Here is a 22282-nt window from a genome sequence, read left to right as displayed (position 1 = left end):
GTCGGTCACTTCACCACTCCGGTCATCACGGCCACGGGGACGGACAGGAAGCCGACCGTCAGCACCAGCGCCAGGCCGTTCGCGGTCAGCTTGAGCGCCCGGTCGCGCCGGGCGTTGTTGGCACCGAGGGTCTGCGCGGCGCTCCAGAACCCGTGCCGGATGTGCAGGCCGACGGCCAGCATCGCGACGATGTAGAACACGTCGACGTACCAGCGGCCGAAGGAGGCCACGATGTTCTGGTACGGGTGGCCGTGCTCGGCGGCCGGGTTCACGGTCAGCGTGGTGAGGTCGAGGACGTGCCAGACGATGAACAGCGCCAGGATCACCCCGCCCCAGCGCATGGTCCGGGTCGCGTAGCTCGCCCGGCGGCGGCGGTGCGCGTACTTGCTCGGGCGGGCCGCGAGGTCGCGGCGGCTGAGCTGGTACGCGGAGACGCCGTGCAGCACCACGGCGGCCAGCAGGCCGACCCGGGCGATCCACAGGAACCACTCGTGGCCCAGGAACGGCTGGCCGATGGTGCGCAGCCAGGCCGCGTAGCCGTTGATGTCGTCCGGGCCGAAGAACACCTTGAGGTTCCCCAGCATGTGCGCGACCAGGTACAGCAGCATGGCCAGTCCGGTGACGGCCATGACGGCCTTCTTGCCGACGGTCGACCGCCACAGGGTCGCCAGGGTGGACGGATGCCGGGCCGTCCGAGTCGCGGTTGTCATGGCTGCAACGGTAGGGACGGCCGCCAGGGTGCGTCCAAGACATGATGCGGCTCGTGACAATAGGCATGGACTATCGCTGCGGCCTATCCTGGGCGGGTGCAGCTTCAACAACTCCGCTACTTCCTGGCCGTGGCCGAGACCCGGCACTTCACCCGGGCGGCCGAGGCGGCGCATGTCGCACAGCCGTCACTCTCGCAACAAATCCGTGCGCTGGAACGGGAGTTGGGTGCCGAGCTGTTCCACCGCACCCGGGGCAACATCGCCCTCACCGATGCCGGGGACGCGCTGCTGCCGCTGGCCCGGCGCATCCTCGCCGACACCGAGAGCGCCCGACTGGCCGTACAGGAGACGGTGCAGCTGCGCCGCGGCCGGGTCCGGCTGGGGGCGCCGCCGAGCCTGTGCACCAGCCTGGTGCCGGACGTGCTGCGGGTGTTCCGGGACCGCTACCCGGGAGTGGCGCTGGCGGTCCGGGAGGGCGGCTCTCGTGACCTGGTCGGCTGGCTGGCGGCGGGGGAGCTGGACCTCGCGCTGATCATCACCCGGCCGAGCGGCGAGCAGCCGCCCGCCCTCGCGGTCACCGAACTGCTGCACGAGGAACTGGTGTTGGTCGAGGCGGACCGGAAGGGGGCGGGGCGCAAGGTCCGGGTGGCGGAGCTGAAGGGCCGGCCGCTGGTGATGTTCCGGGAGGGCTACGACGTGCGGGAGGCGGCCCTGGCGGCCTGCCGGGCGGCCGGGTTCGAGCCGGAGTTCGCGGTGGAGGGCGGCGAGATGGACGCGGTGCTGGGCTTCGTCCGGGCCGGGATCGGGCCCGCCGTCGTCCCCGGCATGGTGGCCGCCCGCTCCGGCCTCGCGGTGACGGCGTTCGCCGGGCCGGGCCTGGGGCGCACCATCGCCGTCGCGCACGGTCACGAGGTGCCGCTCACCCGCGCGGCGGAGGCGCTGCACACGACCCTGCTGGCGCACCTGCGCGACGCCGCCAGGGCGGGTGAACTACCGCCGGGCACAAGGCTTTTGCTCTGACGGAGGCCCGGTGGCGGGCCTCCGTCAGCGGTGGCGTCAGGCCGGCAGCACGGCCTCGATCGCGGCGGTCAGCTCCGCCGACTCCGGCTCCACCGGCGGGCGCAGCCGCGCCACGACGGCGCCGTCCGGGGAGAGGAGGAACTTCTCGAAGTTCCAGGAGACGTCCCCGGCCTGGCCCTCCGCGTCGGCGGTCTCGGTCAGCTTGGCGTACAGCGGGTGCCGGTCCTCCCCGTTGACGTCGATCTTCTCGAACAGCGGGAAGGTCACGCCGTAGGTGGTGGAGCAGAACGCCTGGATCTCCTCGGCGCTGCCCGGCTCCTGCCCGGCGAACTGGTTGCAGGGGAAGCCCAGCACGGTGAACCCGCGCCCGGCGTAGCGCTTCTGGAGCCGCTCCAGGCCCTCGTACTGCGGGGTCAGGCCGCACTGGGAGGCGACGTTGACGATCAGCAGGGCCTTGCCCTTGTGGTCGGCCAGCGAGGTGGCCGCGCCGTCGAGGGTGCGCAGCGGGATGTCGTACAGGCTCACGGTGGTGGTCCTTTCGGCAGGGGTGCCAACGGGGTCTCGCCCGGGCCACGGTAGCGGCCCCGCGCGGTTCGGCCGAGCCGACGCCACCGGTGTGCGGGGCGCGCGGGGGCGTACGCGCCGCTCCGTACGCCCCTGACGGCGCAGGTCAGAGCGCCAGCGGTCGGATCGCCGTCGGGGCGTGCTCCGGGAGGGTGGCCGACTCCTCGAACTCGTTGACCTTGTCGATGTCGTCGGCGCCCATCGAGATGTCGGTGACCCGCTCCAGGATCGCCTCGACCACCACCGGGACGCGCAGTTCGGCGGCCAGCTTCCGGGCCTCCTCGAAGGCGGGCAGCAGGCCGTCCGGCTCGGTGACCCGGATCGCCTTGCAGCCCAGGCCCTCGACGACCCTAACGTGGTCCACGCCGTAGCCGCCCAGCTCCGGCGCGTTGACGTTGTCGAACTCCAGGTTGACCTGGAAGTCGATGTCGAAGGCGCGCTGCGCCTGGCGGATCAGCCCCAAGTAGGAGTTGTTCACCAGCACGTGGACGTACGGGATGCGGTGCTGGGCGCCGACGGCCAGCTCCTCGATCATGAACTGGAAGTCGTAGTCGCCGGAGAGCGCGACGACCCGGCCCCCGGGGTCGGCGGTGGCGACGCCGAGGGCGGCCGGGATGGTCCAGCCGAGCGGGCCGGCCTGGCCGCAGTTGATCCAGTGCCGCGGCCGGTAGACGTGCAGCAGCTGCGCCCCGGCGATCTGGGACAGGCCGATGGCGGTGACGTAGCGGGTCTCCGGCCCGAAGGCGCGGTTCATCTCCTGGTACACCCGCTGCGGCTTGATCGGCACGTCGTCGAAGTGGGTGCGGCGCTGGAGCCGGGCCCTGCGTTCCTGAGTGGCGGCGGCCCAGGCGCCGCGGTCCTTGAGCGTGCCGGCCGTCCGCAGCTCGCGCGCCACCCGGACGAACAGCTCCAGGGCGGCCCCGGCGTCGGAGGCGATGCCCAGGTCCGGGGCGAAGATCCGGCCGAGCTGGGTGGGTTCGATGTCGACGTGGACGAAGGTGCGGCCCGCGGTGTAGACGTCCAGGCCGCCGGTGTGGCGGTTGGCCCAGCGGTTGCCGATGCCGAGGACGAAGTCGGAGGCGAGGAAGGTCTCGTTGCCGTAGCGGTGCGAGGTCTGGAGGCCGACCAGTCCGGCGTTCAGCGGGTGGTCGTCCGGGATGACGCCCCAGCCCATCAGGGTGGGGACCACCGGGACGCCGGTGAGTTCGGCGAATTCCCGCAGCAGCTCGGCGGCGTCGGCGTTGATGACGCCGCCGCCCGCCACGATCAGCGGGCGTTCGGAGCGCTGGAGCAGTGCGACGGCCTTCTCGACCTGGGTGCGGTTGGCGGCCGGCCGGTGGACGGGCAGCGGCTGGTAGGCCTCCGGGTCGAAGTCGATCTCGGTCAGCTGGACGTCGATCGGCAGGTCGATCAGGACCGGGCCGGGGCGGCCGGAGCGCATCAGGTGGAAGGCCTGCTGGAACACGCCGGGCACCTGCGCGGCCGTCAGTACGGTGGTGGCGGCCTTGGTGACCGGTCGCGCGATCGAGGCGATGTCGACGGCCTGGAAGTCCTCCTGGTGCAGCCGGGCGACCGGGGCCTGGCCGGTGACGCAGAGGATCGGGACGGAATCGGCCATCGCCGAGTACAGGCCGGTGACCATGTCGGTGCCGGCCGGGCCGGAGGTGCCGAGGCAGACCCCGATGTTGCCGGGCGCGGCGCGGGTGTAGCCCTCGGCCATGTGGGAGGCGCCCTCGACGTGCCGGGCCAGGACGTGACGGATTCCGCCGGAGGCTTGGAGTGCGGCGTAGAACGGGTTGATGGCCGCACCCGGCACGCCGAAGGCGACGTCCACGCCTTCGAGCCGGAGGATTTCCACGGCCGCGCGGGCGGCTGTCATACGGGGCATCGGATCTCTCCTGCGTCGGCCGCGGTGGACCGGAGGGCTCATCTCTCGAATTCCACGATGCGGAAATCAGATTTCTGGATGTGGAATCACGGTAGAGTGGCGCCCGAGGGGCCGTCAAGGGAGCTTCAACGAAATGTTGAAGCCTGGAGGAGTATGGCTCGTACGCATGGACGACGGTCGCGCTGGTGTGCCAGGGGAAGCGGACGCTCCGCGCCGGAAAGCGCGGCCGGTGTGCAGTGCCGGTGAAGGGGCGGTGCCGCCGGTGGGCCCGCCCCGGCGCCCTGGGTACCGTCGGTGGCACGCCGGGCCCGTGACGTCCAACTGAGGCCGCGGCAAGGGGGTTTGGGATCGTCCGGTGCTCGGGGGAGCGCCGGGGCCGGTCCCGTCCAGGACCAGCGCGCCCGGTCCGCCGCACCCGAGCGAGACGCACCCCCTGGCCGCACCGACCCGACACCCGCCGCCGCGCTCTGGTCCGCCCGGACCCGCGGCCGTACCGGGGTTTCCTCCCCTTCCTCCCGCTTCCCGCTCTTGCGACGGCGCGCCCGCTGCGGCGGGCGCGCGGAAGGAACGTCCCCATGCGCTGCTGCACCTCGACCCGATCCCGGGCGGTGACCGGGTGAACCCGCCGCCTCGGCCCCAGCGGAGCGACAGCCCGCCGGGCCGCCTCCGCAAGCACGGCCCGCCGGGCCGGCCCCGCACCCCGGCCGCCGTCCTGCGCGCCGTCCCCTGGCGTCACGACCTGCCGGCCTCGCTGGTGGTGTTCCTGGTCGCCCTCCCACTCTGCGTCGGGGTGGCCGTCGCCTCCGGCGTCCCCGCCGAACTCGGTCTGGTCACCGGGATCGTCGGCGGTCTGGTGGCCGGGCTGCTGCCCGGCAGCAGCCTCCAGGTCAGCGGTCCCGCCGCCGGGCTGACCGTCCTGGTCGCCGACGCCGTCCAGCGCTTCGGCGTCAGTGCGCTCGGTCTGCTGGTGCTCGGCACCGGCCTGCTCCAACTGGCGATGGGCGCCCTGCGGCTCGGCCGCTGGTTCCGGGCCATGTCCGCCTCGGTGGTGCACGGCATGCTGGCCGGCATCGGACTGACCCTGGTGCTCGGGCAGCTCTACGCGCTCGCCGACCGCCGCGCCCCCGCCACCGGCCCGGAGAAGATCGCCGGACTGCCCGCGCTGCTCGGGGACGTGCTGACGGCCGCGGCCAACCCGAGCGCGGTCGCCCTCGGCCTCGGCACCCTGCTGATCCTGATCGCCTGGAAGTACCTGCCGGAACGCGCCGCCCGCGCCGTCCCCGCCCCGCTGGCCGCCGTCGGGGTGGCCGCCGCCGTCACCGCCGCCGCCGACCTGCCGGTGGCCCGGATCCACGTGGCCGGGCTGCTCGACGTGGTGCACCTGCCCGACCGTGACGCGCTGACCGCCGTGGTCGGCACCGCCGGACTCGGCACGGTCGTCGCCCTCGCCCTGATCGCCTCCGCCGAGACGCTGTTCAGCGCCGCCGCCGTCGACCGGATGCACCACGGTCCGCGCACCGACTACGACCGCGAGCTCACGGCCCAGGGCATCGGCAACACCGTCTGCGGGCTGCTCGGCGCGCTGCCGATGACGGCGGTGATCGTCCGCAGCGCCACCAACGTCCAGGCCGGGGCGCGGACCAAGGCCTCGCGCGTCCTGCACGGCGGGTGGCTGCTGCTGTTCACCGTGCTGCTGCCCGGCGCGCTCGGGCTCGTCCCGCTCACCGCGCTGGCCGCCGTGCTGGTGCACGCCGGTGCCAAGCTGGTGCCGCTGCGCCGGATCGTCGCGCTCTGCCGCGGGCACCTGGGCGAGGCGCTGGTGCTGGTGGTGACGGCGGGCGCGATCATCGCCACCGACCTGTTCGACGGGGTGCTGATCGGCATCGGCCTGGCGGTGGCCAAGTCCGCCTGGCAGACCTCGCACCTCCAGATCGCGGTGGAGGAGCAGGTGCGGCCGGGCGGGGAGTCGGTGCACCGGGTGCGGCTGAGCGGCAACGCCACCTTCCTGCGACTGCCCCGACTGCTGGACACCCTGGAACGGCTGCCGGGGGACCGGCCGGTGGAACTGGACTGGTCCGGACTGCGCCACCTGGACCACGCCTGCACGGTGGCCCTGGTCTCCTGGGCCGCCCAGCACCGGGCCCGTGCCAGCGCGCCGCTGGCGGTCGAACCGCCGCTGCCCTCGGTGGCGTGATCCCTGGGCCTGCTCGCTGGTCCGGGTCGGCCCGGACCAGCGGGCAGTGTCATCACCGACTAGCCGTCAGGCCGTCGAACTCGGCTGGATGGAGGGCTCGTTGGCCGCTGTCACCGGTCGCCGGGCGAGCAGGCGGTCCAGGGCGTACGGGCCGGAGCCGAGCGCCGCGATGGCCAGGAAGGCCCAGCAGAACATCACCGAGGGCTCGCCCCCGTTCTGCAGCGGCAGCAGCGCGTGCTGCTGGTGGACGGTGAAGTAGGCGTAGGCCATCGAGCCGGAGCAGAGCAGGGCGGCCACCCTGGTGCCGGCGCCGAGCAACACCAGGGCGCCGCCGACCAGTTGGATCAGCGCGGCCCACCAGCCGGGCCACTGGCCGAGCGGGACGGTGCCGCCGCCCTTGGCGCCGCCGAGCACGCCGAACAGCGAGGCGGCGCCGTGGCAGGCGAAGAGCAGGCCGACGACGATCCGAAAGGCCGTCAGTACGACGGGTCTGGCCGTGTCAACGGCCTGTCGAGGGCCGGTGGGACGGTGAGCGGTCATGCGAAACGCCTCCTGTGGGGGAAGGAGGGGGATGGGAGCGGCCAGGGTAGCTATGGTCTAGTCCAATAGGCAATGCTCCGTCAGATATCGGGCCCGGGGCACCGATCGCTGTCATTTGATCGACCGATCCAGAAAGGGATGGTCTTCCCGGCATGGCGCGAACGAAGGAATTCGACCCGGACGCGGCGCTCCAGGCGGCCCTGGAGCTGTTCTGGCAGCGCGGCTACGAGGCCACCTCGATGGCCGACCTGGTCGAGCGGCTCGGTATCGCCCGGGCCAGCATCTACGCCACCTTCGGCAGCAAGCACGAGCTGTACCTGCGGGCGCTGGAGCGCTACTGCGAGCAGAGCGACTCGGCGCGGCTGGAGGAACTGTCCCAGCCCGGCCCGGCGCTGCCCGCCGTCCGCGCGCTGGTCCGCCGCCACGCCGCCGCGGGGGAGCAGGACCGTCGGCGCGGCTGCTTCGTCACCAACGCGGCGGTGGAGCTGGCCCCGCACGACCCGGCCGCGGCCCGTCGGGTGGAGGCGAGCCTCGACCGGCTGGAGACCCTGCTCGCCGCCGCCCTGGTACGCGCCGCCGCGCAGGGCGAACTGCCCGCCGGGCGGGAGCCCCGGGCGCTCGCCCGGATGCTGGTGGTGCTGCTCCAGGGCATCCGGGTGGTGGGCAAGGCCGCCGACGGCGGGCCCCGGGCGCGGGAGGCCGCCGAACAGGCGCTGGCGCTGCTGGACTGACGCCCGGCCGGGCGGAGCGGGCCGGCGCTTCCTGCCGCGCTCGTTCCAGACCGAGCGTTCTCGACAGAGGAGAGGGTTTTACGCGGCCGTCATCATTACCGGCCGGTACGCCGCCGCGCTACTCGCCCAGCCACTGTCCGGGCACCGCCTCGTAGAGCGCCTCCAGTGCCTCCGGGGTGCGCGCCCGGGCCGCCACCCAGGCATCCCCGGCCACCCCGACCAGTACCTCCGGCCCCTGGTACCAGCGGAAGTCGCGGCCCAGCGCGGGCAACTCCCGCAGATCGCCCGGCAGATCCCCCTCGGAGTCGAGGAAGTCGGCCAACTCGTGGTCCTCCAGCAGCTTCTCCATCATCGCCATCGCCACGGCCGCCGTGGAGAAGCGGTCCTCCGAGGGCTCCCACCGCTCCTGCGACTTGTCCGCCAGGTCGAGCCGGCCCACCGTCGGCGGATCCTCCCGGCCGAGGTCGGCCAGCGGCACGCCCCAGTGCGCACAGCCCTGGTTCTCCGCCCGGTACACCAGCGCGCCGTCCAGCACGTGCAGTTCGTCGGGCGTCAGCAGCACGTCGTGACTGCTGGTCAGGTCCGCCCGGCGGCCGAACAGCCGGTACGCCTCGCGCAGCGCCGCGGGCAGTCGCAGGCCGAGACGCCGCTCGGCCGCGTCCAACTCCGCGTCCGTGAAGCCGTCCTCGGGCCCCAGCGGCTCGCCCCAGTGCGCGGCGAAGCCCCTGACGAACGCCCAGGCGCCCGCGCGGGAGCGCACACTTTCGGCCATTGCGGCCGGGATGTCGAATTCCGTTTCGTCCACCAGCGCACCGTACGCCACCCCTCTGACAGTGCGGCGAACCGCCCGACGGCCCCGCCGCTGCCCGATTGCTGCCCCTTTGGGGCCCGTCCGCCCACGACCGGCCGGATCTGACGCGAACGCGTAATCCCGCGGACACCAGTTGATCACCGCGAGGTTCCCGCGCCGTCGTGTGGGCAGGACACGGTTTCGGCCGGAACCAACATCACGAAAGGCGGACGCGCGAAAGATGCCGACCGCACCGCACACCGCGACCCTCCCGGGACGCCGCCCAGGAAGGCGCTGGGGCGAACACGGGCTCGCCTGGGCCTTCCTGCTGCCCTCCCTGGTGGTCTTCGTCCTCTTCATCGGCTACCCGCTGGGACGGACCATCTACCTCAGCGCGCACGCCAACGACCTCTTCGGCGCGCCCTCCCGCTACGTCGGGACGAAGCACTACACCGACCTGTTCGCCTCGGCCGACTTCGGCCGCACCCTGCTGACCACGGCGCTGTTCACGCTGCTCACCGTGGTGCCCGGAGTGCTCGGCGCGCTGGTGCTGGTGCTGCTCCTGGAGAACCGGATCCGGGGCGTGCGGCTGCTGCGCTCGGCGTTCGCGCTGCCCTTCGCGTTCTCGGTGGCCAGCGCCTCGGTGGTCTTCGCGGTGTTCTTCAACCCCGCCAGCGGGGTGCTCAACGGCCTGCTCTCGCACGTCGGCCTCGGCCCGATCGGCTGGCTGACGGACTCCCGCTACGCGCTGGTCTCGGTGGCCGTCACCACGGTCTGGATGAACCTCGGCTACAACGTGCTGGTGCTCTCCGCGGGCATCGGCTCGATCCCGGGCGAGGTGGTGGAGGCGGCCCGCATCGACGGCGCCTCCGGCCTGCGGCTGGCCCGCTCGATCACCATCCCGATGCTCGGCCCGAACCTGTTCTTCCTGACCGTGGTCTCCACCGTCCACGCGCTCCAGAGCTTCGGCCAGATCCACATCCTCACCAAGGGCGGGCCGGACGGCTCCACCCGGACCCTCGTCTACTCCGTCTACGAGAAGGCCTTCGCCTACGGCTCCAGCGACTTCGGCACCGCGAGTGCCCAGGCCGTGGTGCTGCTCGTGGTCGTCCTCGCCTGCACGGCCGTCCAGTTCGGCGTCCTGGAGCGGAAGGTGCACTACGCATGAGCACCCTGACCACCGAGACCAAGACGGAGGCCGCGCCGCCCCGCCCGCGCGCCGGCGTCCTCGCCGGGCGCTCCCCGCGCGACCTGCTCGGCCGCGCCGCCGTCTACCTGCTGCTCGCCGTCGCCGTGGTCACCGTGGCCTTCCCGGTCTACTACGCGATCGCCGGCGCCTTCATGGGGCCGTCCGAACTCTCCTCCTACCCACCGGCGTTGGTGCCCCACTCGGTCACCGGGCGGAACTTCTCCGGCGCCGTGGACGCCATTCCGCTGGCCCGCCAGTACGCCAACTCGGCGATCGTGGCGACCGCCATCACCCTCGCCCAGCTGTTCACCTCGGTGCTCGCCGCGTACGCCTTCGTCTTCCTGCCGATGAAGGCGCGGGCCGTGGTGTTCGGGCTGTTCCTGGCCACCCTGATGGTCCCGTGGGAGGCCATCATCATCCCCAACTACCTGACGCTGTCGGACTGGGGGCTCGGCAACACCTACTTCGGCCTGGTGCTGCCCTTCCTCGCCTCCGGCTTCGGCACCTTCATGCTGCGCCAGGCCTTCCGCCAGCTGCCCGGCGAACTGCGCGACGCCGCCCGGATCGACGGGGCCGGCCACTGGCGGTTCCTGTGGCGGATCGTCGTCCCGCTCAACAAACCGGCCCTGGCGGCACTGTCGATCTACGTCTTCCTGTCGGCCTGGAACCAGTACTTCTGGCCGCTGATCATCACCCGCACGGCGGAGATGCAGACCCTCCAGATCGGTCTGACCTCGCTGCGCGACGCCGAGATGGCCGACCCCGGGCTGATCCTGGCCGGCGTCGTGCTCTCCCTGCTGCCCACCCTCGCCCTGGTGGTCTTCGGCCAGCGCTTCATCGTCCGCGGCCTCACCGCGGGCGCGGTCCGCTGACCCCCCGTTCACGTCCCCCCGCTTTCCCAGACAGAGAGAGAACCCTCGTGAAGAAGAGTGCGCGCGCGCTCGCGGCCCTGCTGGTGGCCGGCCTGTCCCTGACCGCCTGTGGCTCCGGCGACTCCGGTTCCGGCTCCGGCGGCTCCGCCGACGCCGGCGCGCCCGGCGCCCAGGCGCTCGACCAGGCGACCGGTGTCACCAGCGTCGAGTTCTGGCACTCGATGACCGGCAAGAACGCCGACGTGCTGAACGGGCTGGTCAGCCAGTTCAACGCCGCCCACCAGGGCAAGATCGAGGTCAAGGCGCAGTTCCAGGGCAAGTACGACGAGCTGGTCACCAAGTACAAGGCCGCGGTGCAGCAGAAGGGCACCCCCGCCCTGGCGCAGGTCTACGACATCGGCACCCGGTTCATGATCGACTCCAAGCAGACCGTCCCGGCCCAGGCCTTCGCCGACAAGGACGGCTACTCGCTGGACGACCTGGACGCCAACATCCGCAACTACTACTCGGTCGGCGGCAAGCTCCAGTCGATGCCGTTCAACTCCTCGATGCCACTGCTCTACCTGAACACCGACGCCTTCAAGGAGGCCGGCCTCGACCCGGCGCAGGTGCCCAAGGACCTCAACGAACTGGGCGAGCTGGCCAAGAAGCTGACCAAGAAGGACGCCGACGGCAAGACCGTCCGGTACGGCTTCGGCGCGGCCATCTACGGCTGGTTCGTCGAGCAGCTGCTCGCCGAGTCCGGCAGCATGTACTGCGACAACGACAACGGCCGCAGCAACAAGGCCGGCAAGGTCGTGTTCGACTCCGCCCAGGGCGCCCAGATCGTCCAGTGGTGGGCCGACCTGGTCAAGGGCGGCTACGCGGCCAACACCGGCCGCACCACCGACGACGCCCAGGCCGCGTTCAAGGCCGGTACGGTCGCGATGCACCTGGAGTCCACCGGCGTGCTGCGCGGCTACACCGAGGCGGCGAAGTTCGGCGTCGGCACCGCGGCCTTCCCGAAGGTCACCGCCGCCGACCAGGGCGGCCCGGTGATCGGCGGCGCCTCGCTGTGGATCAGCGGCCCCGGCCACTCGGACGCCGAGAAGCGCGCCGCCTGGGAGTTCGAGAAGTTCGTCTCCGCCCCCGAGCAGCAGGCCGTCTGGCACACCGGCACCGGCTACTTCCCGGTCAACACCAAGTCCCTGGACGACCCCAAGGACAAGGAGTGGGTGGCCAAGTACCCCCAGTTCCAGACCGCGATCGACCAGCTCAAGGCCACCAAGCCCACCCCGGCCACGGCCGGCTGCCTGCTCGGCGTGATGCCGCAGGCCCGCAAGGGCGTGGAGACCGCGATCGAGCAGACCATCGCGGGCAGCAAGTCGGCCCAGCAGGCGCTGGCCGATGCCGCGAAGGAGCTGCAGCCGGCGATCGAGAGCTACAACAGCTCGGTCGGCTGAACGGCACCACCGGAAGCACCACGACGACGGCCCGCCCCGCGCACCCCGCGCCGGGCGGGCCGTCGCCCGTCAGGCCGAGAGCGCCTCGCCGTGCCCGTCGTCGGCCGGCAGCGCACAGGCGGCGGCCAGTTCGTCCAGCGACAGGTCGAGCGCGAAGGCCAGCGCCGCGATGGTGAAGAAGGACGGCGTCGGCGCCCGTCCGGTCTCGATCTTGCGCAGCGTCTCCGCCGAGACGCCGGCCACCGCCGCCACCTCGACCATGCTGCGCTCGCCACGCGCCCCGCGCAGCAGCGCCCCGAAGCGCTCCCCACGTTCGCGCTCCCACGGGGTCAGCGGAGTCCTCACCATGAGGGCGAGTCTAGGGCCTCCGCCGGGCCGCGTCCCCACGCTCCGGGACACGCCCCGCGACCGAGCGGTGCCCCCGCCTGCGCCCGGCGCGCGTCGATCCGCCGTCGATCGCCCTCCGCACCGCCCGGCCCCTGCCCTCCGCCGGGCCGCGTCCTGCGCGCCACACCCTGCGGCGGCACACTCCGCGACGTCACACCCTGAGACCGTGATACAAATACCGGTATAAGAATTGGATTCAGGGGAGGGCCTCGCCATGGTCGAACTCAAGTCGGACACCGCACTCGCCGCGATGCGCGAGGCCGGGCGGGTGGTGGCCAACGCGCTGGCCGCCGTCCGGGAGCAGGCGGCCGTCGGCGTCAGCCTGCTGGAGCTGGACGAGGTGGCGCGCGGCGTGCTCAAGGCCGCCGGGGCGACCTCGCCGTTCCTCGGCTACCGGCCGCACTTCGCGCCCGTCCCGTTCCCGGCCGTCATCTGCGCCTCGGTGAACGACGCCGTGGTGCACGGCATCCCGGACGGCTACCGGCTGCGCGACGGCGACCTGGTGAGCATCGACTGCGGCGCCGTCCTGGACGGCTGGGCCGGCGACTCCGCGATCAGCTTCACCGTCGGCACCGCCCGCCCCGAGGACACCGCCTTGATCGAGGCCACCGGGCGCGCCCTGGAGGCGGGCATCGCCGCCGCCGTGGTCGGCAACCGGATCGGCGACATCGCCCACGCCGTCGGCACCGTCGCCCGGTCCGCCCGGTACGGCCTGCCCGACGGCTACGGCGGGCACGGCATCGGCCGCCGGATGCACGAGGACCCGCACCTGCCCAACGAGGGCCGCCCGGGCCGGGGTTACCCGCTGCGCCCCGGCCTGGTGCTGGCGATCGAGCCGATGCTGCTGGCCGGCGGCCGCGACGACCACCGCACCGACCCGGACGGCTGGACCGTCCGCACCGTCGACGGCGGCCGGGCCGCCCACATCGAGCACACCGTCGCCGTCACCGAGGACGGCCCGCGCGTCCTCACCCTGCCCTGACCCGGCCGGGGCCCGGCCGGCCGGGGTGACGCGGGACACGAGGTGGCGCCCCAGCGGCCCGGAGTAGCGTGCGGTCATGAGTGATCAGGACTTCACCACACACATCACCGTCCGCGGCTACGAGACCGACGCCCAGGGCCACCTCAACCAGGCGGTCTACCTCCAGTACGCCGAGCACGCCCGCTGGGAGTACCTCCGGGCGGCCGGCATCCGCCAGGCGGACCTGGTCGCCAAGGGTGTCGGCCCGGTGGTCCTGGAGACCACGGTCAAGTACCTGCGGGAGCTGCGCGCCGGCGACGCGGTGACGGTCAGCTGCTCGTTCACCTGGCGCGACGGCAAGACCTTCCAGGTGGTGCAGCGGCTGGTCCGCGAGGACGGCATGCTGGCCGCCGAGATCACCGGCGTCGGCGGCATCCTCGACCTGGCGGAGCGCAAGCTGGTCGCCGACCCGCGCGAGCCGCTGCGGGCCCTCGCCACCGCCCCCGGCCTGCTCGGCCTCTGACCCGCCCCGCCCGTCCGCCCCCTCCGAGCCTGGAGACCGCCACCGGGAGCGGTCTCCACCGGACCCCAGGGGGTTACCCCCACCCCGGACCGTCCTGCTGTCCGGATGGGGCCAAGTCCCGTGCCGCAGCAGACTCTTGGGCATGTCGAAACCCGCTCGGACCATCACCGCCGCGCTCACCGCGGCCGCCGCCCTCGCCGTCACCGCGCTGAGCGCCGTGCCGGCCGGTGCGGCCGACTCCCAGCCGCCCGGAACGGGCCGCCTCGCCTGGACCGGTTGCGCGGGCAAGGTCAACCGGGACCAGCAGTGCGCCGACCTCACCGTCCCGCTGGACTACCGCGATCCGCACGGCGCGCAGATCACGCTCGCCGTCTCCCGGATCGCCACCGCCAAACCCGGCCTGCGCCGCGGCGTCCTGCTGATCATCCCGGGCGGCCCCGGCGACAACGGACTGGACCGCCCGTCCACCCGGTTCGACCGGATCCCGGAGCCCGTCCGGGACCGCTACGACCTGGTCGGCTTCGACCCGCGCGGGGTCGGCCGCTCGACCCCGATCAGCTGCGGCCTGGACCACGCGGACCTGGCCGGGGTCAAACTCCGCCCCTGGCCCGCCGCCGACGGCTCCGTCGACGAGAACGTCACCACCGGACGCCGGTTCGCCGAGGCCTGCGCCCGCAACGGCGGCCCGGTGCTGCGCAGCGTCTCCACCGCGAACGAGGCCCGCGACATCGACAGCATCCGGCACGCGCTCGGCGAACGCCGCCTCGCCGCCTGGGGCACCTCGTACGGCACCTACGCGGGCGCCGTCTACGCCACCATGTTCCCCGAGCGGACTGACCGGATCGTGCTGGACAGCAACGACGACCCGGATCCGGCCCGGGTCGGGCGCGGCTGGCTGGCCGCCTTCGGCCGGGGCGCCGAGGACCGCTTCCCGGACTTCGCCACCTGGGCCGCCGCGCCGGACAATCCGGACCGGATCGCGGACACCCCCGAGGAGGTCCGCCCGCTCTTCCTCGACCTCGCCACCCGGCTGGACCGCACGCCGATCCCCTGGCCGGGGGCCAATCCGGCGGAGCTGAACGGCAACGTGCTGCGCGAGACCATGATGCAGGCCCTGTACGCGGACGAGAGGTTCCCCGTCCTCGCCCGGCTGATGCTGGCGGGCCCCGGCCGCCGTCCGATGCCCGCGGCGCCGGCCCAGCAGCCCGACGAGGTGATGCAGAACCACATCGCGGCCTCGGCCGCCACCCTGTGCAACGACGTGAGCTGGCCCACCGACCTGTCCGGGTACGCCGAGGCGGTCGCCGCCGACCGGGCCGCCCGTCCGCTGACCGCGGGCATGCCGGTGAACGCGATGCCCTGCGCGTTCTGGCCGTACGCGCCCGCCGAGCCGCCGGTGCGGGTCACCGACCGGGGCCCGGCGAACGTCCTGCTGGCGCAGAACCTGCGCGATGTCGCCACCCCGTACAGCGGTGCGCTCAAGCTGCGTTCGGCGTTCGGTGACCGGGCCCGGATGGTGACGGTGGATTCGGGCGGCCACGATGTGTACCGGGCCCATGGGAACGCCTGCGGCGACCGGGTGGTGACGGACTACCTGGTGACCGGCCGCCGCCCGGCCCGCGACGTCTTCTGCCCGGCCGACTGAGCGGAAGGGGAGCGGCCCGCCGGGTCAACCGGCCGTGAGCGAACGGCCCTTGTCCCGGCGGGCACACCAGTTCGGCCCTCGGGAATGAGTCGAATCCGTCGCGATTTTGTGACAATCCTTCGCCGACACCCGCCCCCCAGGGCCAGTTCACGGCCGTAATGTTCGATCTATGTCACCGAAGAGCCGCATACCCGCCGCCTCGGACCCGGGCGACACCTGGGTGCCCCGCCCGAGGCGCCGCGAGACCCCGATCGGCATGCTGGGCCACGCGGCCACCTTCCTCGGCGCCACCGTGCTGGGCGGCGTGCTGCTGGCGGGCCTGATCCTCCCGGCGGCCGGGGCGGTCGGACTCGGGGCGAAGAACGGCGCCGAGGGCTTCGAGAGCATCCCGGACGACTTCAAGGCCCCGCCGCTCAGCCAGGCGACGCAGATCTACGACGCCAAGGGCGGTCTGATCGCCAAGGTGTACGAGCGCGACCGCACCGTCATATCCGCCGAGCAGATGTCCCCGCTGATCCGCACGGCGCAGGTGGACATCGAGGACGCACGCTTCTACGAGCACGGCGCCGTCGACCTCAAGGGCGTCCTGCGCGCGATCACCAAGAACGCCGAGAGCGGCGCCGCCGTCCAGGGCGCCTCCACCCTGACCCAGCAGTACGTGAAGAACGTCAACGTCGAGAAGGCCGGGGACGACGTGGACGCGGTGCGCGAGGCGCAGCGCAAGACGCTCGGCCGCAAGATCCAGGAACTCCGGTACGCCATCAAGCTGGAGGAGGACCTGACCAAGGAGCAGATCCTCACCAACTACCTCAACATCACCTTCTACGGCCACCAGGCGTACGGCATCCAGGCCGCCTCCCAGCGCTACTTCAGCAAGGACGCCAAGGACCTCAGCCTCCCCGAGGCGGCGATGCTCGCCGGGCTGGTGCAGAACCCGTCCCAGTACGACCCGAAGCTCCACCCGGTGGCCGCCCAGAAGCGCCGCGACACCGTCATCGACAAGATGGTGGAGAACAAGCACATCACCGCGGAGCAGGCGAAGGAGGCGAAGGCGGCCCCGCTCGGCCTCAACTACAAGGATCCGCAGAACGGTTGCATCACCGCCCAGGCCGGCATGGGCTTCTTCTGCGACTACGTGCGCCACGTGGTCAAGCAGGACCCGGCGTTCGGCAAGAGCGCGGCCGACCGCAAGAAGCTGTGGGACACCGGCGGACTCAACATCTACACCACGCTGGACCCGGACAAGCAGGCCGCCGCCCAGAAGGCCGTCTCCACCAAGGTGTACGTCACCGACCCGGTCTCGGCGGCGATGACGATGGTCGAGCCCGGCAGCGGCAGGATCCTGGCGATGGCCCAGACCCGCCCGTACGGCCTGGACAAGGAGAAGAACCAGACCGTCGTCAACTACAACGTGGACGCGGGGATGGGCGGCGGCATCGGCTTCCAGCCCGGGTCCAACTTCAAGCCGATCGTGGCCGCCGCCGCCCTGGAGGCCGGTCTGCCGTCCACCCAGCGGTACGACTCGCCCAACCGGATGGACTGGCCGACGATGAAGACCTGCGACGGCACCTGGAAGAACCTCAGCAAGGGCAAGAAGGACGGGACGATCCCCAACGAGAGCGCCTCCGAGGTCGGCCCGTACGAGCTCAAGCAGGCCATGGCGCTCTCGGTGAACACCTACTTCGTGCAGATGGAGCAGGAGATCGGCCTCTGCGCGGTCAAGCAGATGGCCAACAAGCTGGGCATGGCGGGCAAGGCGGACGGCTCGCCGCTCCAGGAGTCGCCCGCGCTCGGCCTCGGCACCCAGGAGGTCAGCCCGCTGACCATGGCCAACGTGTACGCGACCTTCGCCGCCCGGGGCACCTACTGCGCGCCGACGGCGATCAGCCGGATCACCACCGTGGCCGGCGCCGACGTCCCGGTGCCGCCGGCCCGGTGCACCCCGGCGATGTCCGAGGACACCGCCGACGTGATCAACAGCGTGCTGCTCGGGGTGACCGAGAAGGGCGGCACCGCGCGGGACCTCGGCCTGGACGACGGCCGCCAGATCGCCGGCAAGACCGGGACGACGGACGAGAAGAAGTCGGCCTGGTTCACCGGCTACACCGGCAACCTGGCGGGCTCGGTCTGGCTGGGCAGCCCGGGTACCAAGGTGCCGATGCGCAACATCCGGATCGGCGGCAAGTACCAGGCCGAGGTCTTCGGCGCCACCGGCCCCGGGCCGATCTGGCAGCAGGCGATGAGCGACGCGGTCCGCGGCATGCCGGAGCGGGACTTCACCACCGTCTACATCCCGGACCCGGTGCGGCGGGACGGCAACTGCGCCGGCTCCAGCGGCGCGCCGGGCTCGGCCGGCTGCACCGGCGCCCCCGCCACCAGCGGTCCGGGCAACGGTGCTTCGGGCAACGGCGGTTCGGGCAACGGTGGCAAGCCGCGCGGCGTCAACCCGGCCCCCAGCCGCACCGGGACGTCCTCCACCCCGCCCGGCGCCACCGACCCCGAAGACCAGTAGCCGCAGGGCCCCGCGCGAGTACGGGTACTCGCGCGGGGCCCTGGCTCCTTCGCGGCCCTACCGCGCCTCGACCGGCTCGCCGCTGTCCTGGTCGAGGTTGAACACCCGCCGGTAGGAGTCGGTCACCACGGTGATCTGCGACCGTCCGGTCCAGCTCGCCCCCAGCAGCCGGGCGTCGTCCGGGCCCCCGCCGACGTCCGCGAGCGCCCAGCGCCGGGCCGACCAGCCCTCGCCGCTCTCCAGCAGCACCTGCCAGTGCTCTCCCGCCCCCCGCCCGGTGGCGTACGAGCGGTGCACCACCACCAGGGCGTTCTCGGCCCCGGCCGGGGCGTCCTCCCTGCTGCGGGTCTCGGCCGCCGACACCTTGTGCGCGGACAGCACGCCGAGCAGGAACACCACCCCGGCGGTCACCGTGACCGCCCGGGTGGCCGTCCGTACGGCGGTGCGCAGGTCGCCCAGCCAGGCGGCGGCGATCAGCGCGGCCAGTGCCGCGCCCAGCAGCAGCTCCGGCCGGTTGAGCAGGTCGGCGACCAGCATCCGCCCGCCCGAGCGGCTCTCCCACTGGCCCTCGGTGTAGAGCAGGATGGCGGCCAGCCCGCCGACCGCCAGCAGCCGGACCAGGATGCGCCTGATCCGCGGGCTCCGCCCGTTCGTCCTCGTCCACTTCATCGTCGCGGCTCCCCCCGTTCCCCCCGTCGCCGCGGTCACAGCTCGGCGAGCAGCTTGCGGCCCTCCGGCCAATCGCCCAACCCGGAATCGGAGTTGAGGTGCCCGTACGCGCCCGGCTCGACGTACCGGGCGCCCCAGGCGGCGGCGAAGGCCCGGGCCCGCTCGGCGGAGACCCAGGGGTCGTCGGTGGAGGAGACCACGACGGCCGGGAACGGGAGCCGATCCAGCACCACCGGACGGAAGTTCACCAGCTCCTCGACCTCGGCGGTGTCGACGTCCGCGGGGGCCACCAGCAGCGCGCCCCGGACGGCGGCGGTCCGCTCGGCCGGCGCGGTGGTCGCCCAGTGGGCCACGGTGACGCAGCCCAGGCTGTGGGCGACCAGCACCACCGGGCCCTCGGCGGCGGCCTCGGCCACCGCCGCGTCCACCCGGGCCACCCAGTCCGTCCGCTCCGGGTGGTCCCAGTCCGCCTGCTCGACCCGGCGGAAGGACTCGGGCTCGGCGGTCTCCCAGCGGGTCTGCCAGTGCTCGGGGCCGGAATTCTGGTAGCCGGGGACGACGAGATGGGTGGCGCGGTCCGGCATGGGCTCCTCCGGGAGAGGGACGGTCGTGGGCAGCAGGAGTCTAGGCCGCGGCCGGCGGGCCCCCGCAGCCGGGCGGTCGACCGGCGTGCGCTCCCCACAACCGGCGCACGCGCCTCCATATGCGCCGTCGTACGTCCGGTGCGCCCCATTGCCGGCGGTACCGCCGGTACGGAAGGTTGGACCGGGCCCGGGCCGTTCGCCACCACCCGGCGCCCGTACCCGACCTGAGGCTCGACCATGTGGAGGGATGTCGGCGATGACATCGAAGATCCTGCTCGTCACCGGGGACGCCGCCGAATCACTGGAGGTGTTCTACCCCTACCAGCGGCTGCGCGAGGAGGGCTACCAGGTCGACATCGCGGCCCCGACCAAGAAGCGGCTCCAGTTCGTGGTGCACGACTTCGTCGAGGGCTTCGACACCTACACCGAGAAGGCCGGCTACACCTGGCCCGCCGACCTCGCCCTCGCCGATGTCGAACCGGCCGACTACGTGGCCCTGGTCATCCCCGGCGGCCGCGCCCCCGAGTACCTGCGCAACGACCCCGACATGCAGCGGATCGCCCGGCACTTCTTCGCCGAGGACAAGCCCGTCGCCCAGATCTGCCACGGCCCGCTGATCACCGCCGCCGCCGGCCTGCTGGACGGCCGCCGCACCGCCGCCTACCCGGCCCTGGCCCCCGACGTCAAGGCGGCGGGCGCCGAGTTCGTGGACGGAGAGGCGGTGGTGGACGGCGTGGTCGTCTCGGCCCGTGCCTGGCCCGACCACCCGTCCTGGCTGCGGGCCTTCCTGGAGGTGCTGCGCACCAAGGCCCCGCTCGCCTGACCCTCTTGACATACCCCCTACGCTGACCGGCGATACGAGGACACCGTCACCAGGAGGACGAGCCATGGCAGAGCCGTTGATCGCCGCAGTCGGGGGCAAGAAGCCCGCCGTCGACCCGGGTGCCTTCGTGGCGCCCAACGCCGTCGTGATCGGAGACGTGACCGTCGCGGCCGGCGCGAGCGTCTGGTACGGCGCGGTGCTGCGCGGCGATGCCGAGTCGATCACCGTCGGCGCGGGCAGCAACATCCAGGACAACTGCACCCTGCACGCCGACCTCGGCTTCCCGCTGGTGATCGGCGAGCGGATCTCGGTCGGCCACAACGCCGTGCTGCACGGCTGCACGGTCGAGGACGACGTGCTGGTGGGCATGAACGCCACCGTGCTCAACGGCGCCCGGATCGGCACCGGCTCGCTGGTCGCGGCCGGCGCGGTGGTGCCCCAGGGCATGGCCGTCCCGCCCGGCTCGCTGGTGGCCGGCGTCCCGGCCAAGGTCCGCCGCGAGCTGACCGAGGACGAGAAGGCGGGCATCAAGGTCAACGGCGCCGGCTACCAGCTGCTCGCCGACGCCCATCGGGAGATCTAGACGGCGCTCGTGGCGGCCGGCGCCCAGTCCGCCGCCGGTTCCACCGGGACCGGGGCGGGCCGGCGCCGGTCGGCCGCCCAGGCGAGCACCGCGACCACCGCGCCGGAGGCGGCCAGGGCCGAGCCGACCAGCGTCGGCGCGGTCCAGCCGAGCCCGGCGGCCAGCGCCAGCCCGCCGAAGTACGCGCCCTGGGCGTTGGCCAGGTTGAAGGCGCCCTGGACCGTCGCCGAGGCCAGGGCCGGCGCGCTGTGCGCCTTCTGGAGCACCAGGGTCTGCACGGCCGGCACGATCGCGAAGCCGAACAGCCCGATCAGCACCACCGTGACGGCCGCCGACCAGCGGGCGTGCGCGGTGAGCGCGAACAGCGCCAGGGTGGCGGAGAGCAGGACGAAGGCCGCGCAGACGGTGGGACGCAGCGCCCGGTCGGCGGCGAACCCGCCCAGCACGTTGCCGATCGTCATGCCGACCCCGAACAGTGCCAGCACCAGGGTCACCGAGCCGGTGGCGTACCCGGAGACCTCGGTGAGCAGCGGCGCGATGTAGCTGTAGCAGGCGAAGAAGCCGCCGCAGCCGAACACCACGGTGGCCAGCGCCAGCCAGAGCTGCCCGCTGCGGAAGGCGCGCAGCTCGTGCCGGAGCCCGGACTGGCCGGGGGAGGGGAGCGCCGGCACCAGCCGGGCGATGGCGAGCGTCCCGGCGGCCGCGATCAGCACCACCACCAGCATGGTCGCCCGCCAGCCCAGGTGCTGGCCGAGCAGGGTGGCGGCCGGGACGCCGACGATGTTGGCGACGGTCAGCCCGGAGAACATCACGGCCACCGCCCGGGCCCGCCGGTCCGGTGCGACCAGTTCGGCCGCCGCCACCGCGCCCGCCCCGAAGAAGGCGCCGTGCGGCAGCCCGGTGATCAGCCGGGCGGCGGCCAGCGTCCAGAAGTCCGGCGCCACCGCGCACAGCAGGTTGCCGGTCGCGAACAGTGCGGCCAGCGCCACCAGCACCGCCTTGCGCGGCCGTCCGGCGGCCAGCGCGGTGAGCAGCGGCGCACCGATCACCACCCCCAGCGCGTACGCCGAGATCAGCCAGCCGGCCTGGGGGATGGAGACGTGGAGGCTGTCGGCGACCTGGGGGAGCAGCCCCATGGCGGCGAATTCGGTGGTTCCGATGGCGAAAGCGGTGACGGCCAGCGCGAGCAGCGCGAGAGGCAAGGGGGTGACTCCGGAGTGATGCCGACGGACCGGGGAAGCGCGCGGCAGGATGAATTCGTTCGTCCGGAATCTTAATCCGGTCGGATGACGGCCCTGGGTGGTCCGCATGACGGGCGCATGAGGCGGACATGAGGGGTGTGCGCCGGGGGCGTGCCGGAGGGGGTCGCCGATGGGGCTCCCGCGCGCGAGACTGGGGGCATGTGCCGCAACATCAAGACGCTGCGACCCCCCGTGACGCCCGACGCCGACGAGGAGGATTTCCGCGCCGCCGCGCTCCAGTACGTTCGGAAGGTGTCCGGGTTCCGCGCCCCCGCGGCGCACAACCGGGAGGCCTTCGACCGGGCCGTGGACACGGTCGCGGAGGCCACCGCCCGGCTGCTCGCCGAGCTGGAAGTCCGCGGCTCGCACGCCAGGGCCGTCGAGCCGGCCGAGGCCGTCGGGTAAGGCAGGAGC

Annotated in this window: 22 protein-coding genes; 13 read left to right on the top strand and 9 right to left on the bottom strand. The window is 72.9% G+C overall.

What is annotated here, in order from left to right:
* Positions 1-5 precede the first annotated feature (5 nt).
* Positions 6-710 (bottom strand): succinate dehydrogenase cytochrome b subunit, encoded by a 705-nt coding sequence (locus tag QWJ13_RS27095; RefSeq protein WP_316527716.1) that lies wholly within the window; start codon positions 708-710, stop codon positions 6-8.
* 96 nt (positions 711-806) lie between these two features.
* Between QWJ13_RS27095 and QWJ13_RS27090 the strand changes: the two genes are divergently transcribed.
* The gene (locus tag QWJ13_RS27090; RefSeq protein WP_316527714.1) at positions 807-1730 is read left to right on the top strand and encodes a LysR family transcriptional regulator; all 924 of its coding nucleotides are present in this window, start codon (positions 807-809) and stop codon (positions 1728-1730) included.
* A gap of 36 nt (positions 1731-1766) precedes the next feature.
* On the opposite strand, the gene QWJ13_RS27085 is transcribed toward QWJ13_RS27090, so the two are convergent.
* Positions 1767-2255: a glutathione peroxidase gene (locus QWJ13_RS27085; RefSeq protein WP_316527713.1), complete on the bottom strand. Its 489-nt coding sequence runs from the start codon at positions 2253-2255 to the stop codon at positions 1767-1769.
* 145 nt (positions 2256-2400) lie between these two features.
* The gene (gene gcl, locus QWJ13_RS27080; protein WP_316527712.1) at positions 2401-4182 is read right to left on the bottom strand and encodes a glyoxylate carboligase; all 1782 of its coding nucleotides are present in this window, start codon (positions 4180-4182) and stop codon (positions 2401-2403) included.
* A 616-nt stretch (positions 4183-4798) separates the two neighbouring features.
* On the opposite strand from gcl, the gene QWJ13_RS27075 reads away from it, so the two are divergent.
* Positions 4799-6376, top strand: a complete 1578-nt coding sequence (locus tag QWJ13_RS27075; protein WP_432277613.1) for a SulP family inorganic anion transporter — start codon at positions 4799-4801, stop codon at positions 6374-6376.
* A gap of 66 nt (positions 6377-6442) precedes the next feature.
* Here the strand turns inward: QWJ13_RS27075 and QWJ13_RS27070 are convergent, their stop codons facing one another.
* Entirely contained in the window at positions 6443-6916 is a 474-nt protein-coding gene (locus QWJ13_RS27070) for a DoxX family protein (protein WP_316527711.1), read from the bottom strand.
* Positions 6917-7068: 152 nt separating this feature from the next.
* Here QWJ13_RS27070 and QWJ13_RS27065 point away from each other — a divergent pair, with 152 nt between their 5' ends.
* On the top strand, positions 7069-7647 hold the full coding sequence (locus QWJ13_RS27065; protein WP_316527710.1) for a TetR/AcrR family transcriptional regulator: 579 nt from the start codon (positions 7069-7071) through the stop codon (positions 7645-7647).
* Positions 7648-7765: 118 nt separating this feature from the next.
* Here the strand turns inward: QWJ13_RS27065 and QWJ13_RS27060 are convergent, their stop codons facing one another.
* Complete coding sequence (locus QWJ13_RS27060) at positions 7766-8452, bottom strand: SMI1/KNR4 family protein (protein WP_316527708.1); 687 nt, start codon at positions 8450-8452, stop codon at positions 7766-7768.
* A gap of 226 nt (positions 8453-8678) precedes the next feature.
* Between QWJ13_RS27060 and QWJ13_RS27055 the strand changes: the two genes are divergently transcribed.
* The 3 genes from QWJ13_RS27055 to QWJ13_RS27045 are packed head-to-tail and all read left to right on the top strand — an operon-like array spanning position 8679 to position 11940.
* Positions 8679-9605, top strand: coding sequence for a carbohydrate ABC transporter permease (locus QWJ13_RS27055; protein WP_316527707.1), 927 nt, complete (start codon positions 8679-8681; stop codon positions 9603-9605).
* Positions 9602-10498, top strand: a complete 897-nt coding sequence (locus QWJ13_RS27050; RefSeq protein ID WP_316527706.1) for a carbohydrate ABC transporter permease — start codon at positions 9602-9604, stop codon at positions 10496-10498. Before QWJ13_RS27055 ends, QWJ13_RS27050 begins: the two co-directional genes overlap by 4 nt.
* A 47-nt stretch (positions 10499-10545) precedes the next feature.
* A complete protein-coding gene (locus QWJ13_RS27045) occupies positions 10546-11940 on the top strand; it encodes an ABC transporter substrate-binding protein (RefSeq protein WP_316527705.1) in 1395 nt (464 codons plus the stop codon).
* Positions 11941-12009: 69 nt separating this feature from the next.
* On the opposite strand, the gene QWJ13_RS27040 is transcribed toward QWJ13_RS27045, so the two are convergent.
* A complete protein-coding gene (locus QWJ13_RS27040; protein WP_316527704.1) occupies positions 12010-12288 on the bottom strand; it encodes a helix-turn-helix domain-containing protein in 279 nt (92 codons plus the stop codon).
* Between the two features lie 253 nt (positions 12289-12541).
* On the opposite strand from QWJ13_RS27040, the gene map reads away from it, so the two are divergent.
* From map to QWJ13_RS27020, 4 genes are all read left to right on the top strand, one after another.
* Positions 12542-13309: a type I methionyl aminopeptidase gene (gene map / locus QWJ13_RS27035; RefSeq protein ID WP_316527703.1), complete on the top strand. Its 768-nt coding sequence runs from the start codon at positions 12542-12544 to the stop codon at positions 13307-13309.
* Positions 13310-13385: 76 nt separating this feature from the next.
* Entirely contained in the window at positions 13386-13811 is a 426-nt protein-coding gene (locus tag QWJ13_RS27030; RefSeq protein WP_316527702.1) for an acyl-CoA thioesterase, read from the top strand.
* A 142-nt stretch (positions 13812-13953) separates the two neighbouring features.
* A complete protein-coding gene (locus QWJ13_RS27025; protein ID WP_316527701.1) occupies positions 13954-15456 on the top strand; it encodes an alpha/beta hydrolase in 1503 nt (500 codons plus the stop codon).
* 256 nt (positions 15457-15712) lie between these two features.
* Positions 15713-17968 (top strand): transglycosylase domain-containing protein, encoded by a 2256-nt coding sequence (locus QWJ13_RS27020; protein ID WP_432277620.1) that lies wholly within the window; start codon positions 15713-15715, stop codon positions 17966-17968.
* Positions 17969-18025: 57 nt separating this feature from the next.
* On the opposite strand, the gene QWJ13_RS27015 is transcribed toward QWJ13_RS27020, so the two are convergent.
* Together QWJ13_RS27015 and QWJ13_RS27010 are read right to left on the bottom strand one after the other, a co-directional pair.
* A complete protein-coding gene (locus tag QWJ13_RS27015) occupies positions 18026-18637 on the bottom strand; it encodes a hypothetical protein (protein WP_316527699.1) in 612 nt (203 codons plus the stop codon).
* Positions 18638-18672: 35 nt separating this feature from the next.
* The gene (locus tag QWJ13_RS27010; protein WP_316527698.1) at positions 18673-19221 is read right to left on the bottom strand and encodes an RBBP9/YdeN family alpha/beta hydrolase; all 549 of its coding nucleotides are present in this window, start codon (positions 19219-19221) and stop codon (positions 18673-18675) included.
* A 256-nt stretch (positions 19222-19477) separates the two neighbouring features.
* Between QWJ13_RS27010 and QWJ13_RS27005 the strand changes: the two genes are divergently transcribed.
* On the top strand, positions 19478-20044 hold the full coding sequence (locus QWJ13_RS27005) for a DJ-1/PfpI family protein (protein ID WP_316527697.1): 567 nt from the start codon (positions 19478-19480) through the stop codon (positions 20042-20044).
* Between the two features lie 64 nt (positions 20045-20108).
* Positions 20109-20627 (top strand): gamma carbonic anhydrase family protein, encoded by a 519-nt coding sequence (locus QWJ13_RS27000; RefSeq protein ID WP_316527695.1) that lies wholly within the window; start codon positions 20109-20111, stop codon positions 20625-20627.
* On the opposite strand, the gene QWJ13_RS26995 is transcribed toward QWJ13_RS27000, so the two are convergent.
* The gene (locus QWJ13_RS26995; RefSeq protein WP_316527693.1) at positions 20624-21829 is read right to left on the bottom strand and encodes an MFS transporter; all 1206 of its coding nucleotides are present in this window, start codon (positions 21827-21829) and stop codon (positions 20624-20626) included. The two genes, QWJ13_RS27000 and QWJ13_RS26995, sit on opposite strands and share 4 nt — an antisense overlap.
* 198 nt (positions 21830-22027) lie before the next feature.
* On the opposite strand from QWJ13_RS26995, the gene QWJ13_RS26990 reads away from it, so the two are divergent.
* On the top strand, positions 22028-22273 hold the full coding sequence (locus tag QWJ13_RS26990; RefSeq protein ID WP_316527691.1) for a DUF2277 domain-containing protein: 246 nt from the start codon (positions 22028-22030) through the stop codon (positions 22271-22273).
* Positions 22274-22282 lie beyond the last annotated feature (9 nt).

It is taken from the genome of Kitasatospora brasiliensis (genome assembly GCF_032654805.1).
In the GTDB taxonomy this organism is placed as follows: domain Bacteria; phylum Actinomycetota; class Actinomycetes; order Streptomycetales; family Streptomycetaceae; genus Kitasatospora; species Kitasatospora brasiliensis.
The sequence above is the reverse complement of the archived record's forward strand: the minus strand, read 5'-3'. Positions and strand labels throughout refer to the sequence as shown.

Excerpts from the sequence above, each read along its gene's own strand:
- QWJ13_RS27095 (WP_316527716.1), bottom strand. The coding sequence starts at position 710 with ATGACAACCGCGACTCGGACGGCCCGGCATCCGTCCACCCTGGCGACC.
- gcl (WP_316527712.1), bottom strand. The coding sequence starts at position 4,182 with ATGCCCCGTATGACAGCCGCCCGCGCGGCCGTGGAAATCCTCCGGCTC.
- QWJ13_RS27070 (WP_316527711.1), bottom strand. The coding sequence starts at position 6,916 with ATGACCGCTCACCGTCCCACCGGCCCTCGACAGGCCGTTGACACGGCC.
- QWJ13_RS27065 (WP_316527710.1), top strand. The coding sequence starts at position 7,069 with ATGGCGCGAACGAAGGAATTCGACCCGGACGCGGCGCTCCAGGCGGCC.
- QWJ13_RS27055 (WP_316527707.1), top strand. The coding sequence starts at position 8,679 with ATGCCGACCGCACCGCACACCGCGACCCTCCCGGGACGCCGCCCAGGA.
- QWJ13_RS27050 (WP_316527706.1), top strand. The coding sequence starts at position 9,602 with ATGAGCACCCTGACCACCGAGACCAAGACGGAGGCCGCGCCGCCCCGC.
- QWJ13_RS27040 (WP_316527704.1), bottom strand. The coding sequence starts at position 12,288 with ATGGTGAGGACTCCGCTGACCCCGTGGGAGCGCGAACGTGGGGAGCGC.
- map (WP_316527703.1), top strand. The coding sequence starts at position 12,542 with ATGGTCGAACTCAAGTCGGACACCGCACTCGCCGCGATGCGCGAGGCC.
- QWJ13_RS27030 (WP_316527702.1), top strand. The coding sequence starts at position 13,386 with ATGAGTGATCAGGACTTCACCACACACATCACCGTCCGCGGCTACGAG.
- QWJ13_RS27025 (WP_316527701.1), top strand. The coding sequence starts at position 13,954 with ATGTCGAAACCCGCTCGGACCATCACCGCCGCGCTCACCGCGGCCGCC.
- QWJ13_RS27020 (WP_432277620.1), top strand. The coding sequence starts at position 15,713 with ATGCTGGGCCACGCGGCCACCTTCCTCGGCGCCACCGTGCTGGGCGGC.
- QWJ13_RS27015 (WP_316527699.1), bottom strand. The coding sequence starts at position 18,637 with ATGAAGTGGACGAGGACGAACGGGCGGAGCCCGCGGATCAGGCGCATC.
- QWJ13_RS27010 (WP_316527698.1), bottom strand. The coding sequence starts at position 19,221 with ATGCCGGACCGCGCCACCCATCTCGTCGTCCCCGGCTACCAGAATTCC.
- QWJ13_RS27005 (WP_316527697.1), top strand. The coding sequence starts at position 19,478 with ATGACATCGAAGATCCTGCTCGTCACCGGGGACGCCGCCGAATCACTG.
- QWJ13_RS27000 (WP_316527695.1), top strand. The coding sequence starts at position 20,109 with ATGGCAGAGCCGTTGATCGCCGCAGTCGGGGGCAAGAAGCCCGCCGTC.
- QWJ13_RS26990 (WP_316527691.1), top strand. The coding sequence starts at position 22,028 with ATGTGCCGCAACATCAAGACGCTGCGACCCCCCGTGACGCCCGACGCC.